Origin of the sequence: Granulicatella elegans, from assembly GCF_020735385.1 — a bacterium.
In the GTDB taxonomy this organism is placed as follows: domain Bacteria; phylum Bacillota; class Bacilli; order Lactobacillales; family Aerococcaceae; genus Granulicatella; species Granulicatella elegans_B.
The window spans coordinates 146759-162600 of sequence record NZ_CP085953.1; the positions used below are offsets into that span (position 1 = coordinate 146759).

At 33.9% G+C, this 15842-nt stretch carries 16 protein-coding genes; 2 read left to right on the forward strand and 14 right to left on the reverse strand.

All coding sequences use genetic code 11. The features are described 5' to 3' along the window. Positions 1-34: 34 nt before the first annotated feature. The 4 genes from arcA to LK443_RS00755 form a co-directional block, all read right to left on the reverse strand. Positions 35-1255, reverse strand: a complete 1221-nt coding sequence (arcA, locus tag LK443_RS00740; protein ID WP_227932422.1) for an arginine deiminase — start codon at positions 1253-1255, stop codon at positions 35-37. A 544-nt stretch (positions 1256-1799) separates the two neighbouring features. Further along, positions 1800-2120, reverse strand: a complete 321-nt coding sequence (locus tag LK443_RS00745; protein ID WP_227931739.1) for a hypothetical protein — start codon at positions 2118-2120, stop codon at positions 1800-1802. Between the two features lie 88 nt (positions 2121-2208). Next, positions 2209-2946 carry a prepilin peptidase gene (locus LK443_RS00750; RefSeq protein ID WP_227931740.1) on the reverse strand — a complete coding sequence of 246 codons (738 nt, stop codon included), beginning with the start codon at positions 2944-2946 and terminating at the stop codon, positions 2209-2211. A gap of 86 nt (positions 2947-3032) precedes the next feature. Next, a complete protein-coding gene (locus LK443_RS00755) occupies positions 3033-4208 on the reverse strand; it encodes an AI-2E family transporter (protein ID WP_227931741.1) in 1176 nt (391 codons plus the stop codon). 139 nt (positions 4209-4347) lie between these two features. Between LK443_RS00755 and LK443_RS00760 the strand changes: the two genes are divergently transcribed. Continuing rightward, positions 4348-5352: a lactonase family protein gene (locus LK443_RS00760; RefSeq protein WP_227931742.1), complete on the forward strand. Its 1005-nt coding sequence runs from the start codon at positions 4348-4350 to the stop codon at positions 5350-5352. Positions 5353-5448: 96 nt separating this feature from the next. On the opposite strand, the gene LK443_RS00765 is transcribed toward LK443_RS00760, so the two are convergent. After that, positions 5449-5949, reverse strand: coding sequence for a PTS sugar transporter subunit IIA (locus LK443_RS00765; RefSeq protein ID WP_227931743.1), 501 nt, complete (start codon positions 5947-5949; stop codon positions 5449-5451). 152 nt (positions 5950-6101) lie between these two features. Here LK443_RS00765 and LK443_RS00770 point away from each other — a divergent pair, with 152 nt between their 5' ends. Next, entirely contained in the window at positions 6102-6920 is an 819-nt protein-coding gene (locus LK443_RS00770; RefSeq protein WP_227932423.1) for an undecaprenyl-diphosphate phosphatase, read from the forward strand. A gap of 123 nt (positions 6921-7043) precedes the next feature. Here LK443_RS00770 and LK443_RS00775 read toward each other — a convergent pair whose 3' ends face one another. From LK443_RS00775 to LK443_RS00815, 9 genes are all read right to left on the reverse strand, one after another. Further along, positions 7044-7424 carry a RidA family protein gene (locus LK443_RS00775; protein WP_227931744.1) on the reverse strand — a complete coding sequence of 127 codons (381 nt, stop codon included), beginning with the start codon at positions 7422-7424 and terminating at the stop codon, positions 7044-7046. A gap of 11 nt (positions 7425-7435) precedes the next feature. Continuing rightward, positions 7436-8653 carry a MalY/PatB family protein gene (locus tag LK443_RS00780; RefSeq protein WP_227931745.1) on the reverse strand — a complete coding sequence of 406 codons (1218 nt, stop codon included), beginning with the start codon at positions 8651-8653 and terminating at the stop codon, positions 7436-7438. A 148-nt stretch (positions 8654-8801) separates the two neighbouring features. Then, a complete protein-coding gene (locus tag LK443_RS00785) occupies positions 8802-9443 on the reverse strand; it encodes a CBS and ACT domain-containing protein (RefSeq protein ID WP_227931746.1) in 642 nt (213 codons plus the stop codon). A 2-nt stretch (positions 9444-9445) separates the two neighbouring features. Further along, the gene (locus LK443_RS00790; protein ID WP_227931747.1) at positions 9446-10150 is read right to left on the reverse strand and encodes an ABC transporter ATP-binding protein; all 705 of its coding nucleotides are present in this window, start codon (positions 10148-10150) and stop codon (positions 9446-9448) included. A 2-nt stretch (positions 10151-10152) separates the two neighbouring features. Beyond that, a complete protein-coding gene (locus tag LK443_RS00795; RefSeq protein ID WP_227931748.1) occupies positions 10153-10926 on the reverse strand; it encodes an ABC transporter ATP-binding protein in 774 nt (257 codons plus the stop codon). Continuing rightward, positions 10923-11888, reverse strand: coding sequence for a branched-chain amino acid ABC transporter permease (locus tag LK443_RS00800; protein ID WP_227931749.1), 966 nt, complete (start codon positions 11886-11888; stop codon positions 10923-10925). Before LK443_RS00800 ends, LK443_RS00795 begins: the two co-directional genes overlap by 4 nt. A gap of 9 nt (positions 11889-11897) precedes the next feature. After that, positions 11898-12770, reverse strand: a complete 873-nt coding sequence (locus tag LK443_RS00805) for a branched-chain amino acid ABC transporter permease (protein WP_227932424.1) — start codon at positions 12768-12770, stop codon at positions 11898-11900. A 112-nt stretch (positions 12771-12882) separates the two neighbouring features. Continuing rightward, complete coding sequence (locus LK443_RS00810; protein WP_227931750.1) at positions 12883-14046, reverse strand: ABC transporter substrate-binding protein; 1164 nt, start codon at positions 14044-14046, stop codon at positions 12883-12885. Positions 14047-14629: 583 nt separating this feature from the next. Beyond that, the gene (locus tag LK443_RS00815; protein WP_227931751.1) at positions 14630-15817 is read right to left on the reverse strand and encodes a class I SAM-dependent rRNA methyltransferase; all 1188 of its coding nucleotides are present in this window, start codon (positions 15815-15817) and stop codon (positions 14630-14632) included. Between the last annotated feature and the right edge of the window lie 25 nt (positions 15818-15842).

The window sequence follows — 15842 nt, forward strand, 5'->3', positions numbered from 1 at the left end:
AAATTTATTATATCATAAAAGATTGTATTTTAAATTATAAATCTTCACGTTCGAATGGCATTGACATACAACGTGGGCCACCACGACCACGAACTAATTCACTTCCGCGAATTTTGTGTAATTTAATACCATATTTTTCTAGGATTTCATTTGTAACAACGTTACGGTCATATACAACTACTTCCCCTGGTGCAATTGTTAATGTATTAGAGCCATCATTCCATTGTTCACGAGCAGCTTCAACTGGGTCTCCTCCACCGCAAGGGATTAATGTTACAGAAGGTAGACCTAATGCTTTTGCTAATACATTTTCTAATTTATCTTCAGTTAATTCAATGTTTAGCGCACCGTTTTCTCCTTTTGTAATAGAGAATACTTTTAATCCGCCTTGAATTTCTGGATGGATAGTGAATTTATCATAATCGATATGTGTAAATACAGTATCTAAATGCATGAATTTACGGTTTTCACCAATTACGAATGCTAATACTTGTTTGAAATCAGTTTCAGCAAATAATTTTTGAGCAATTTTTTCAATTGAACGAGCATCTGTACGTTGAGAAATACCTACAGCTAATACTTCTTTAGAAAGAACTAACTCATCTCCACCTTCGATACGAGTATCTTCAGTACGGTCATAGAAGAATGGAACATTTCCATTTCCATATACTGGGTGATAAGTGAAAATATATTTACCGTAAATTGTTTCACGATTACGTGTATCTGCATACATATGGTTTAATGATACACCGTTTGCCATTGTAGCAAATGGATCACGTGTGAAGTATAAGTTTGGCATTGGATCTACTACAAATGGATAATCTGTTTCGTACATACCTGCTAAAGTTGTAGCTTCTGCTTGAACTTCAGTTTTACGGAATCCTTCCATTGTTTTTAATACCAAATCAAATGTTGGTAATGATAGTAAGTGTTCTTTAATAGCTTTTTGAGAAGCAACACTTGCTACACCAGCTTCTGATAACCATTCATCTACGAATTTTTCACGAACGCCTGCAGCGTCAATTGCTTCAGCTGCTAATTTTTCTAAGTATAAAACTTCTACTCCAGCGTTACGAAGAGTTTCAGCAAATGCATCATGTTCTTTTTGAGCATCTTCTAAATATGGAATATCATCGAATAATAAACGTTCTAGATAGTCTGGCATCAAATTTTCTAACTCTTTACCTGGGCGATGCAAACAAACTTTCTTTAAACGTCCAATTTCAGAAAATACGTGAATTGGGTTTGACATAATAGCCACCATCCTAATTAAAAATTTGAACAGTTATGAATTCATAGCTTAGGAAATAGAACCATAAGTTGATCAGACTTATTTTCATACCATTTCCTTATGCATCTATCTTACCGCTAAATGAATTCGTTTTCAAGTTAATTTTTAGTTAAAATAATTTTTTTTGAATTTATTTTTACATTTGAATACAAATGAGTCATTTCACTTTCTTTTTCCGCTTTCTTTTATTTCATTTTTGCCATTTTTATTATCATTTAAGCGTTAAAACTTTTTGAAAACATCTATAAAATCATTCTTTTTCACAAGAAAATGTTTTCTTTTTGTGAAACGTTTTTCTTTGTTGATTTTTATGTTTTTTATTTTTAAAAAAGCTCATTTGAATTAATTACATTTTAATATTTTTAATCGTTCGTTAATAATATACGCGGTTTTTTCTATTTTTTTCTTTTCTGCAACTACTTCCAAACCGTTCATTTCCATATATTTCCTATTATCCCCCCCAAAAAAGACGATAACCTATTCTTCTATCGTCTCTACACACCTAAATTTATTTTCGATAATGTTTTTTTCGAACGAAACTTCCTAATAAATTTCCAACCAGAGAAATCACTCCATATACCCCTATATAAAAACTAGCTGTCTCGTTATAAAAAATAACAATCGTAGGAATAAAAAGTGCCATGACTAAAATGGAATACACTAAAGAAAACGAATGTTTTATACCATATACAATAGCACTCAAAAAACACACTAGAGGGAACAGTATTAATAATGTTACCATTCCACTTTTTCGATCAATAAAAGGTAATCCATAAAAAGCTAACACTATAATAAATAAGTAAGGAAGTTGATTTTGTATTTTCTTCATGTGCTTCACTCCTAGTTTATATTGTTTTCTTATAAATCATAAAAAATAGTTTTTCTCAATCTAATCTTGTACTTCTCCCCCTTCATCTTCACCAACCAAACCATTCCACACCTAAAATCATCGCTAATACTTGGGCTATCACAATAAATGGAACAAATGCAACTCTTTCTATTCGCTCTTTTTTAACAATCAACAACAACCCTAATATTCCTCCACCAGCGACAAATGAAAGTAAACCAATGAGTACAATTTCTTTTACGGGATACCACAAGGCAACTGTTGCCAAATAATAACAATCTCCCAGTCCAAATACTTCTTCCTTCCATAATAAATACCCGACGATATAAATCCCTCCATAAAATGCTCCTGCAACTAACACAGACTCTAGATGTATATTACAGAGTAAACAACTAATTCCAATTACAATATGAAGCAATCCGATTATCACCAAACCTTTCGGATAAATCACTTGCTCTTGCAAATCCGTTAAACTACAAAAAATGGCTAAACTTGCCAACAACCACAGATCTAGTAATCCCGTCCATTCTCTTCCATTCCAGATTCCTATCATGAGCATAAATATACATCCAGACATAACTTCTACCATCCAATAACGAGATGAAATACTTCTTCCACAATAACGGCATTTTCCTCTTAACCACATCCATGAAAGAACTGGAATCAAATCTTTCCAACTTAATTCATGCTGACACTCAACACAATGAGAATGCCCTCGAATAAAATCTTCTTCCTTTTGTAATCTTAAAGCAACTACATTCAAAAAACTCCCCATACAACAACCAACTATAAAACTCCATATCCACACAAAAAGCACTCCTTTCGATGTCAGCTTTCGTTATTTTTCTTTCTATCTATAACTATGCTTTTTTTCGAAAAAAATGCTTTTTAGTGTTAATTTTCTATTAAAATTTGTTCTTTTTCTACATCTTCCGTGTATAAGCCTGAATAATCTTTATACCAATCAAAGATATGACTAATAATCACTTTCAAGACTGCATACCCTGGAACTCCTAATAATAGTCCCACTAATCCAAATATTTTACCTGTTGATAGTAATACTACTAAAATAGTTACTGGATGAATTTGTAATGAATTTCCTAAAATTAATGGAGAAACAATTCTTCCTTCTAATGTTTGCTCAATGACAAAGACGATCAATACTTGGAGAAACATCCAAGGTGAGACAACAAAACCAACGATTAATGCTGGTAAAATTCCAAAAAATGAACCCACATATGGAATCACATTTAATGCACCTGCTAAAATCGCAATTGTTACACCATAAGGTAAACCGATAATCGCATATCCAATGGAGAACATAATGGCTACCGCAATGGCTACCGTTAATTGTCCTCGAATATAAGAACTAATTTGTTGATTCATTTCTATTAACACGATACTCATACGTCTACGTGAACGCGTTGGAAATACTTTAAGAACCGCAGGTAAAATTTTTTCACCGTCTTGTAATAAATAGAATAGAAGAATTGGCATTGTAATAATTCCAATCATAAATTCTCCAACTGCTCCGACAACATTTCCAATTCCGCTAAACGTTACATTCAATAGTCCATTCACTCTTGTTCCTAATGACTGAATAAAATCCATGTTAATTCTGTTCAACTGTTCTTGCACTGCTGAAAATGTATTACTTTGAACCACACGTTCCACTTGTACACTGATTGCTTGATAATAATCAGGCAATTGCGTCACCAATTCTCTTAATTGTTTTTCTACAATCGGAATAAAACTAAAAATTGCTGCCAATAACAAAACAATCAATAAAATAAAGTTCAGTAAAATAGCAATCGATTTATGAACTCCCTTTTTCACCAGAAAATCTTGAAGCGGTTTAACCATATAAAATAAAATTCCGGCACCTATCATTGGAAAACCAATAATGGAGAAAAATCCTTTTACTGGAGAAAAAATATACGAGATTTTAGTGAAAACAAAAATATTAATTAACAGAAGTAAAATAATAAATAATGTACTCACTAATTGATTATTTAAAAACCATTTCCAAAACCATGATTTCGTTGAAGTTGTATGTTCGATTTCTTCCATTAAAGGCACCTCGTTTTCTAAAATTTAGTTCTAGTGTATCATATTTTCATCTAAATAAAAATTTTTGAGAAGGATTTTTTTATTTTTTTTAAGAACCGTGCTACTATATTCTCAATGATACATTAAGGAGTTGATTGATATGATTGAAAAGTTCTTTCTAGGAACTTATACAAAACGTGTCAGTAAAGGAATATATTCTGTTCTATTAGATATTGAAAAAAAACAATTCTCAAATCTGACTTTAGAAGCAGAAATCGAAAATCCCACTTATCTAGCATTAAATGCTGACCGTTCACTACTCGCAGCAGTTTCAAAAGAAGAAAGTGGTGGAATTACAGTATTTAATACACAACAAGCAGAGACTTTAACAAAAATTTCTCACTATCATGATACAACAGCTGTTCCTTGTTATATTGCCTTTAATAAAGAATCCAATCATTTATTAGCAGCTAATTATCACGAAGGACATGTTTCTTCTTACCAATTTGATGCAGCAGTAACATTGGCGGACCGTGTCATCCATCCTTCTCTTGAAGATAAACAGCCTCATGTTCATTATACCAACTATACTCCTGATGAAAAATGGATTGTGGTCTGTGATTTAGGAAGTGACCTTGTAGCTACTTATCAACAAGATGGAGAGAAACTTCAACGTGTTGCTACCTATTATAGTAGAAAAGGAGCAGGTCCTCGTCATTTAGCTTTCCATCCAACTCTTCCAATTGCGTATGTAATTTGCGAATTGAATGCTAGTATTGAAGTGTTAGCCTATGACGTTGAAACAGGCAGCTTTACATTTATTGAACAATACTTATTAACAACAGAAGAACAACAAGCTTGGGGTGGTGCTATTCATTTAACAAAAGATGGAAAATTCCTATACGCTAGCAATCGTGGTTATGATCGTATTTATGTTTTCCAAATTCAAGAAGACACAGGATTGTTAACATTTGTAGCCGATTACGATACTTATGGAAGTGTCCCACGAGATTTCCATCTAAGTGAGGACGAACGCTTTATCGTTATTGGACATCAAGAATCCGACAATTTAACGCTTTATGAACGTGACAGCAAAACAGGAACATTAACACTTTGTCAAAAAGACTTCTTCGCACCAGAAGTTGTTTGCGTGATACCGAGTTAGATAAAAATAAAGTTCGCTAAGGATAGAAAATGAGAAAGACTTTTCTGATGCTGCCGTCCTTTGCAACGTCAAAAAAGTCTTTCGAATACTCGTTTCTTATAAGTTAACTGTTGCTTCACCAATTTTAGAAGATGCTGATGCATTTCCTGTTGTAATTGATAAGCTTGCAATTTTATCCATATTTGTTAAAGCTACAATCATAGGAGTATCTTTACCAGCTGCTTTTACAGCTTCTAAGTCTACAGTAGAAATCACTGTATTTTGATTTACACGTTGGCCCACAGTTACAACTGTATCAAAAGGCGCACCTTGTAATTCCACTGTATCAATCCCCATATGTAATAACACTTCTACACCATTATCTGTTTTAATTCCTACAGCATGTTTCGTTGGGAAAACATTAATCACTTCCCCTGTTACTGGTGAAGTAATCACACCATTCGTTGGTAATACAGCATATCCATCTCCCATGAATTTTTGAGAAAATACTGGGTCATTAATTTCTGTAATAGCCACTACTTCTCCTTCTGCTACTGCAAATAATTCTAATTCAGGAGTAATTTCTTTTTTTGCTTTCTTTTTAAAAAATCCAAACATCTAATCATCCTTTCATTTTTTACCCATAGTATATCATATTTTCAAATAAAAACCTTATCCCTTTTATATTTTTTTAGATTTTTATAGAAATTTTATGTATAAAGCATTATACTTACATTCAGACACGAAAAAGGAGTGATATTTTGATTACAATGATAGAAATCATTAAAACAATAATTTTAGGAATTATTGAAGGGGTAACAGAATGGCTACCCATTAGTAGTACAGGACACTTAATTTTAGCAAATGAAATTTTACAATTAGATGTGAGTCCAAAGTTTCAAGATATGTTTAATGTAGTCATCCAACTTGGCGCAATATTTGCTGTTGTGATTTTATACTTTAACAAATTAAATCCATTTGAAGGTAAAAAAAATCGCAAAGAATTTTTAGCGACGATTGAATTATGGAAAAAAGTGATTATCGGTTGTATTCCTGCCATCGTTGGAGGATTATTATTAAATGACTTTATGGATGAATACTTTAATAAAGCAATCGTCATTGCAACAACTTTAATTGTTTACGGGATTGCATTTATTGTTATCGAGCGTCGTCATAAAACAGTGGAGCCTCGTATTCATTCATTTGAAGAACTTGATTATGTAACAGCCATTAAGATTGGTTTATTCCAAACTCTAGCGTTAATCCCAGGAACTTCTCGTTCAGGTTCTACCATTTTAGGGGGATTATTAGTTGGAACCAATCGTTTCGTAGCTACAGAATTTTCTTTCTTTATGAGTATTCCAATTATGTTTGGTGCTAGTGGACTCAAATTATTAAAATTTGGATTCCACTATACAAGCGCAGAATTGATTATTTTATTAGTCGGATCCGTAGTTTCTTTCTTCGTTTCACTAATTGTGATCAAGTTCTTATTGAGCTATTTAAAACGGAACGACTTCCAAGCATTTGGTTGGTATCGTATCATTCTAGGGATTATCGTATTAGCTAGTTCATTTTTCCTTAAATAACAGTCGAAAAGGTATTTTCTCTTTCCGCTCGTATTTAATAAAATTCCCTTCTACAATCATTCAAATTATCGTATTATAACAAAAACAGCCAGCAGAAGTATCTGTTGGCTGTTTTCTTATCCGTTATTGACAAGCGACCGCTTGGATTTCTACTAGTGCGTTCTTTGGTAATGCTGCTACTTGGAAAGCGGCACGTGCTGGGCAATTTTCTTTGAAATAAGTCGCATACACTTCATTCATTTGTTGGAAATGAGCAATATCACTTAAATAAATCGTCGTACTAACAACATTTTCTAAAGTCATTCCAGCTTGATCTAAAATCGCTTGAATATTTTTCAATGATTGATGTGTTTGGCTAACAATATCTTCCCCTACAAATTCTCCTGTTTCTGGTACGATTGGCAACTGACCTGAAACGTACAAGAAATTTCCTGAACATAATACTCCTTGCGAATAAGGTCCAATTGCTGCTGGTGCTTTATCTGTATGAATAATTTTTTTCATATTTCTCTCCTTTAAATAAATACATATTTTTTCATTCGTTCACAAGCTTCTTGAATTCTTGTAAATGGTAATGCTACATTTAACCGAATATGAGTTGGGCCATTGAAGATTCGTCCATCTTGCCAAGCCACACCCACATCTGATCCTCGTTTTTGTAATTCATCAATCGTAATACCATTTTTTTCTAAATATTCTTTACAATCGATAAAAATCACATAGGTTCCTTCTGAATTTGTCACAGATACTCCTTCAAACTGATTACGAATATAGTCACAAACATAGGTCATATTTTGATACAATACTTGTCTTAATTCTTCCAACCACTCATATCCTTCTGGTTGGTACGCTCCCATTAAAGCGTGCATCGATAACACATTCATCACATTATAATGAGATTTGCTTCCTTTTGCATTCACTCTATCTCTTAATAAATCACTATAAATAATATGATAGGCAGCTACTAAACCAGCTAAATTAAATGTCTTACTTGGTGCATAAAATGAAATCGTTCGGTTCTTGGCATCTTCAGAGACACTTTGTGTTGGAATATGTTTCACTCCCGGCATCACTAAATCCGACCAAATCTCATCAGAAATGACCGTTACATCATGTTTTTGATAAATCGCCATTACTTTTTCTAATTCTTCACGATTCCAAACACGACCAGTTGGATTATGTGGTGAACAGAAAACAGATACATGGATATGATGTTTACGAATTTTTGCTTCCATATCTTTATAATCAATACGGTAAACACCTTCTTCATCTTTCACTAATGGGCTTAGTACAATATTAAACCCATTATTTTTTAAAACTTCTGTAAACCCTCCATAAGTTGGACTATGAACTAAGATAGAGTCTCCTGGCGACGCAAAAGAAGTTAATGCTGAAACTACTCCTCCTAGCACACTATTATGATATCCAATATGTTTTGCAGTTAATCCTTCCACTTGATGGTGAAATTGGTGCCAACGAATAATGGCATTATCATATTCTTTTGGTTGCATGAAATAACCAAAAATCGGATGCTCTAATCGTTCTTTCATCGCTTGAATCACTGTTGGAACTGTTGCAAAATTCATATCTGCAATCCACATCGGAATCACATCGAATCCTTCTTTAGGTGGATTTGGTGCTTTTCCTGGAATTAAACCTAACCCATCAACAGCCATCGCATCTTTCCCATGACGGTTTATCTCTGTTGTAAAATCATATTTCATCTCATTCATTCCTTTCCTCTCCTCTCATATAGCAGTACTAGTATAGCAGAAAAGCTCCCATGAAAAAAGAAAAGCTACCATCTTCTATCAAACAAAAAAGACTTTTCCAGTAACAAGCTGTTCGTTGCTACTTTGAGAAAAGTCTCTGATGTATCATCTATTTCTTCATTGCTGAAATAATACGATATCCTCGTTGTGCGATAAAGTCTGCTACTTCATCAGGATTTTCAGAATCCACATGAAGTACTACTTGCACTTTTCCGTCACGGTGATATACAGAAATGGTATCTACATTGACATTATGATCACGTAAAACATTTGAGATATTTTCTAATGGACCAGGTTTGTCTTCATTAATTTCGATAAATAAACGAGAACCTGGAGTGTTATACCCTGAAATATCAATGAATGCATCCATAATATCTTTGTCTGTAATAATTCCTACTAAGTTTCCTCTTGATTCAAGAACTGGTAAAACGCCAATTCCTTGTTGTCTCATAATAGAAGCAGCTTCTTCTAAGACAGCTGTTGGTTTTACCGTAATGACTTGTTTCAACATAATATCTTTAGCAGTTGTTTTATTTAATAAGTAATTTAATTCATGCACACTTAAACTTGTTGCCATTGAAGGTGAGTTTTGAGCGACTAATTCAGCTGTTAATAATCCTACTAATTTGTCTCCTTCAACGACTGGAAGACGATGCACATCATGTTCTTTCATTAAATCTAATGCTTTCATAACAGTTGTTGTTGGTTCAACAGTTATTAAGTTTGTTGACATATAATCTTTTACTTCCATGATTATCCCCCTAAATATGCTTTTTGAACATCTTCACTTTCAAGTAATTCCTTACCTGTACCTGATAATACCACAGAGCCTGTTTCTAATACATACCCTCTTGACGCAATTGATAATGCCATTTTCGCATTTTGTTCAATTAGTAAAACAGTAGTTCCTTGTTTTTGAATCTCTTGAATGATATCGAAGATTTCTTTAATGAAAATTGGTGCTAATCCCATTGATGGTTCATCTAATAACAATAATTTTGGACAAGTCATTAAAGCACGTCCCATTGCTAACATTTGTTGTTCCCCACCAGATAAGGTTGCAGCATCTTGATTTTTACGTTCTTCTAAAATTGGGAATCTCTCAAAGATGGCTTTCATATCTTTTTGAATTCCCTCTTTATCATTTCTTAAAAATGCTCCTAAATCAAGGTTTTCTTTTACAGAAAGTCCTCTAAATACGTGACGCCCTTCTGGAACTTGTGCTAAACCTAAAGAAACAATTTTTTTCGCAGGTAATTTTGTAATATCTTGACCTAAATATTCAATCATTCCAGCACTTGGACGTACCAAACCTGATAAAGTTTTTAAAATGGTTGATTTTCCAGCACCATTAGCACCGATTAGAGAAACAATTTCTCCTTCATTAACAGTAAAGCTTACATCTTTAACGGCTTGAATCATGCCATAATGTACACTTAAATCTTTTACTTCTAACATGATTACTCTCCTCCTAAGTAAGCACGAATAACATCAGGATTTTTCTTAATTTCTTCTGGTGTTCCATGTGCTAATAATCTTCCATATTCTAATACATATAAATGTTGGCAAATTTCCATTACTAATGACATATCGTGTTCAATTAAAACGACTGTTAGTCCAAATTGTTCTTGGATTTGCGCAATTAATTTTGTTAAAGTTGCTGTTTCTTGTGGGTTCATTCCTGCAGCAGGTTCATCTAAGAATAAAATTTTTGGTTTTGTTGCTAAGGCACGAACGATTTCTAATTCACGTTGTTGTCCATAAGCTAAGTTTTTGGCTTTTTCTTGTGCAAATGATTCTAAGTTGAAGATTTTTAATAATTCTAAGGCTTCTTCTTTCATCATTTTTTCTGTTTCATAATAAGCTTTTGTTCTGAATAAACTTGAGAATAATGAATTCCCTTTATGCGCATGCATCGCAACCATTACATTTTCTAATACCGTTAAATCTTTAAATAAACGAATATTTTGAAAAGTACGTGCTAGTCCTAATTCTGTAATTTTATTAGGTGCAATTCCGTTTAATAATGTTTTACCATTTTCAGTTTCTAATTCAATTGTCCCTTCTGTTGGAACGTATACCCCTGTTAAAAGGTTGAAGAATGTTGTTTTACCAGCACCATTTGGTCCAATTAATCCAATTAATTCTCCTTTTTCAGCTTTAAGAGAAACATTTGAAACAGCTGATAATCCACCAAAATTTTTTGTTAAACCTTTTACTTCTAATAAACTCATTCTGTTTCTCCTTTCTCTTTTTTCTTCAATTTATTACTTAAGAATGTACCAAAACGGAATTCCCAAGTTCCTAATAATCCACCTGGACGGAAGATCATAATTAAAATTAACGCTACTGCATAAATAATCATACGCAATTGCCCAAATGGTTGTAAGAATGTATTAATAATCCCAAGTAAAATCGCTGCAACAAATGAACCAGTAAAACTACCGATTCCTCCAAATACAACAATAATTAATACATCAATTGATTTCATAAATGTAAAGTCACTTGGTGTTACAGTTCCTAAATACGTTGCTGTTAATGTTCCACCAATACTTGCTGTAGCTGCTCCAATAATGAAGGCTAGCATTTTATAACGAGTAACATTTACCCCCATCGATTCTGCTGCAATTTCATCTTGTAATACAGCATAAGTCGCACGACCTGCACTACTATTGGCATAATTTAATACTAAAATCGTTGTTAAAACTAATGCAATATAAACAATTGTCCATGTTGTTGTTAATGGAACCCCACTAATCCCTGCAGCACCATTTGTAATTTTCATATTATTTAATGCTACACGAATCATTTCAGCAACTCCTAAAGTTGCAATAGCTAAGTAGTCCCCTTTTAAACGAAGCGTTGGCAACCCAACTAAATAAGCAATCACGATTGAAATGACTACGCCTGCTGCCATCCCAGCAAATAAGCCAGCTAAACCACTAACCGCTTTCCCGATAATGGCAGCACTATACGCACCAATCGCAATAAATCCAGCATGACCTAATGAGAATTGACCTGCAACTCCCAAGATTAAATTTAACCCAATTGCAAAAATGATATTAATCATAATACTAATAAAGGTACTTTCATAATAGAAATTAATCACTTCTACTCGAACTAACACTTGAAATAATAAATAGATGACTACTGCAGAAGCTAACCAAATAAGATTTTTCTGATGAAATCGTTGCATGTTTCTCACCTACACTTTCTCTTTAACATTTTTACCAAACAATCCTGCTGGTAATACTAATAAAATAACAAATAATAGGAAGTAAACTACTCCATCTTTATATGGAGAGAATCCTAAATAACTAACGAATGTTTCTAATAAACCAATGATATAGCCACCAATCATGGCACCTGGAATACTACCAATTCCACCTAATACCGCAGCTACGAAAGCTTTCAGCCCAGGTACAATCCCCATTGTTGCAGAGAATGTATTATAGTATAAAGCAACTAATACCCCTGCAATCCCTGCAAGACTTGAACCTAATGCGAATGTAAATGAAATCACTTGATCTACATCAATCCCCATTAATTGAGCTGCATCTTCATCTACCGCAACCGCACGCATGGCTTTCCCCATTTTTGTGTAATGAACGATAAATTGTAATAACGCCATCAAAATTACTGTTGTGGCAAAAATTAAGACTTGCTTTCCATTAATGGTAATATTTCCAAATAAAGTATAGTTTGTTGTTCCAAAATCAGATGGGAATGGACGAATTTCTGCTCCGAAAAGATAACTCATCACATTTTCAAGTAAAAATGAAACCCCGATTGCTGTAATTAAAGCAGCAACACGAGTTGAACGTCTTAAAGGTTTGTACGCTACTCGCTCAATCACTACTCCTAAAACAGCACAGCTAACCATTGCTAATAGAAGAGATAAGAAAATATTTAACCCCAATCCATTCATTGCATAAAAACCAACAAACGCACCCATCATATAAATATCCCCATGAGCGAAGTTGATTAATTTAATTGTTCCATAAACCATTGTATAGCCAAGCGCAATTAAGGCATAAATACTTCCTAACGCAATCCCATTGACTAATTGTTGTATCAATAGCTCCATTTTAAGCTCCTTTCTCTAAAAAAACGATTTTCTTGTATGTGTCTATCATGTGAAAAAAGAGGCGGTTTTCCCCAAGTGCCTCTCTTTTCTAAAATGTTATTGATTATTGTGCTGCATATTCTTTGGCACTTACTTCTTCACCATTTTGGAATTCGATAACAACTGCTGATTTAACAGGAGTGTGATCTTTACCCATTGTGAATGTACCAGTTACACCATCGAAATCTTTTGTTTCTGCAAGAGCTTTTGTGATTTCTTGAGCATCAGTTGAACCTGCAGTTTCAATTGCTTTCATTAATAATTGAGCTGCATCATATCCTAAAGCTGAGAATGAATCCGGTGTTATACCAAATTTTTCTTTATACGCTTTGATGAATGCTTGAACATCTGCATCTGTACTCTTAGAAGAGAAGTGAGCTGTATAGAAGACATTTGTTAAGTTCGCTTTATTACCAGCTAATTCTGCTAATTTTTCACTTGATAATCCATCTCCACCAACGATTGGTTGAGTGATTCCTAATTCACGAGCTTGTTTGATGATTAAACCAACTTCTTCATAGTATCCTGGGATGTATAATACATCAAATGATTTTGATTTTAGTGAAGTTAATACTGCTTGGAAGTCTGTATCTTTTGATTGATAAGTTTCTTTCGCAACAATTTGTCCACCGATTTTAACATCTATATATGTTTTTTCGAATGCTTCTGCTAAACCTTTTGAGTAATCACTTGCTGAGTCTTGTAATACTGCAACTTTAGCATTTGGGAATTTTTGGCTTACAAACCCTGCACCTACAACCCCTTGATAATTATCAGAGAAACATACACGGAAGATGTAGTCATATACTGATTCTGGTTTTTTCGCATCTTTTAATGTAATTCCGTCTCCTGTTGTTGCTGGGAATACTGCTGGAATTTTTGCTAGTTCCATAATTGGAATTGAAACTTGAGCATCTCCTGTTGGTGCTGGTCCTACAACACCTACTACTTTTTCAGAAACTAATTTTTTAGCAACAGAAGCTACTTCTGTTTTTTCTGATTTGTTATCATAAGAAATATATTTTAATTCTTTATCTAATAATTTTCCTTTTTGTTCAACGGCTAATTTAACAGCATTATCCATTGCGATACCATAAGCGGCTACGTTACCTGTTAACTCAAAGTTACCACCGATTTTTACAGTGTTATCATTTGATGCGCCGCCTGCGCTACATCCTGCTAAAATAGCTGCTGATACCAATCCTAATCCAATTTTTTTAAAATTCATCACAATCCCTCATTTCGTGTTCTTTTTTTAAGTGATGAGAAGATTATATAATATTCCGACAATTCGTTCAATTGTTTTTTTAATTTTTTTTGATATTTTTTAAACTTTTTTTAATTGTTTTTTAATCCATAACAACTTAGCGCTTACATTTTTGGAGATGGATGATTTTGATGAAAGATAGATTTCCTTAAAGTAGTATTGCTATGAGATTGTCCCTTTACTACTGTATTAGGAAGCCCACTTCTTTTACGTAAAAAGTAGGAATAGACTTCCCGTAGTAGCGAAAGTAAAAGAAGCCACCATTCATGTGGCTTCTTTTATTGGGGAAATTCGAGACCTTAGGCTCGAATTTTAGGCATGAGACACCTTCAGTGGCTGCTGCCGACCCTTACTACTTAAGAAAAGTCCATTTCTACGCCTCCTCCTACGATAAATCATAACCTCACATCATTTAAAAAGGACTTTTCGCTGTAGTAAGAGTAATGGTAGCCACGCTGGCTACCATTACTAGGGGAAATTCGAGACCCTAGGCTCGAATTTTAGGCATGAGACACCTTCGGTGGCTGCTGCCGACCCTTACTACTTAAGAAAAGTCCATTTCTATAAAAATCACCTTCAAATAATCACTCAACGGAGTATGCATCGCCACCGGAAAATCCATTGGCAATTTCTTCTGATACGCTATACGATACCTTCTCCCAGAAGAACGAAGCCCCTTATGAATCATCTCTAAAAATTGCTTCTCAGAAACATTTGCCGCATTTGTCGACAAAATTAAATTCCCATTTTTCGCCGTTAACGGAACTAATTGCTCCACTAACCCAGCATAATCCTTCGCAACCGAAAAAGTTCTCTTCTTCGTACGAGCAAAACTAGGAGGATCTAACACAATCGTATCAAACATTAAAGCTTTCTTTGTAGCATATTTAATATAATCAAACACATCCATCACATAAATCTTTTGTTCTGATGCATCAACCCCATTCACTTCAAATTGCTCTCTGGTCTTCTCTAAACTACGATTGGCAACATCCACACTCGTCGTTTGAATCGCACCACCCATTGCCGCAGCTACAGAAAACGCACCTGTATAACTAAATAAATTCAAAATAGTTTTCCCAGCACTATAATCATCTCTTAATAACGTACGAACTTCACGTTGGTCTAAAAATATTCCCGTCATCAATCCTTCATCAAGATACGTTGCATAACGAACTCCTTCTTCTTGAACAATCAACGGTTCACTCGCCTTAACTCCTTTTACAAATTGACTTTCCGGTAATTTTTCTTTTGAAACATAACGTATCTTTTCATAAATTCCTTGAATACTTGGAATTGCTTCTTGCAATTGGTCTACTATCAACTCTTTCCATTGATAAATCCCAGCACTATACCATGAAACAATAACAAATCCATCGTACCAATCTATCGTAATCCCACCAAGTCCGTCTCCTTCTCCATTAAATAAACGGAAAGCTGTCGTATTTTCGTCCATCATTAAAGAAGAACGTTTTTGTGCTGCTTTTTGGAAGATACCTTTTACAAATTGAGGAGTTAGTTTCTCGCCATCTTTTTTAGAATAGACCCAACCAATTCCTTTATGTTGGAATCCTACATATGCCATTGCTAAAAATTCTTTTTTTTCATCACAAACACGAACACATTCCCCTTCTTTTGCTTCAAGTGGTCGTGCTAAATCTTCTTGGCTTAATAAAGGCGAGCCTTTTTTGATTAATTTTGCTGTTTTTGTTTTTAAAATAATTTCTTTCATCTATTGATCATCCTTTTTAATTTCA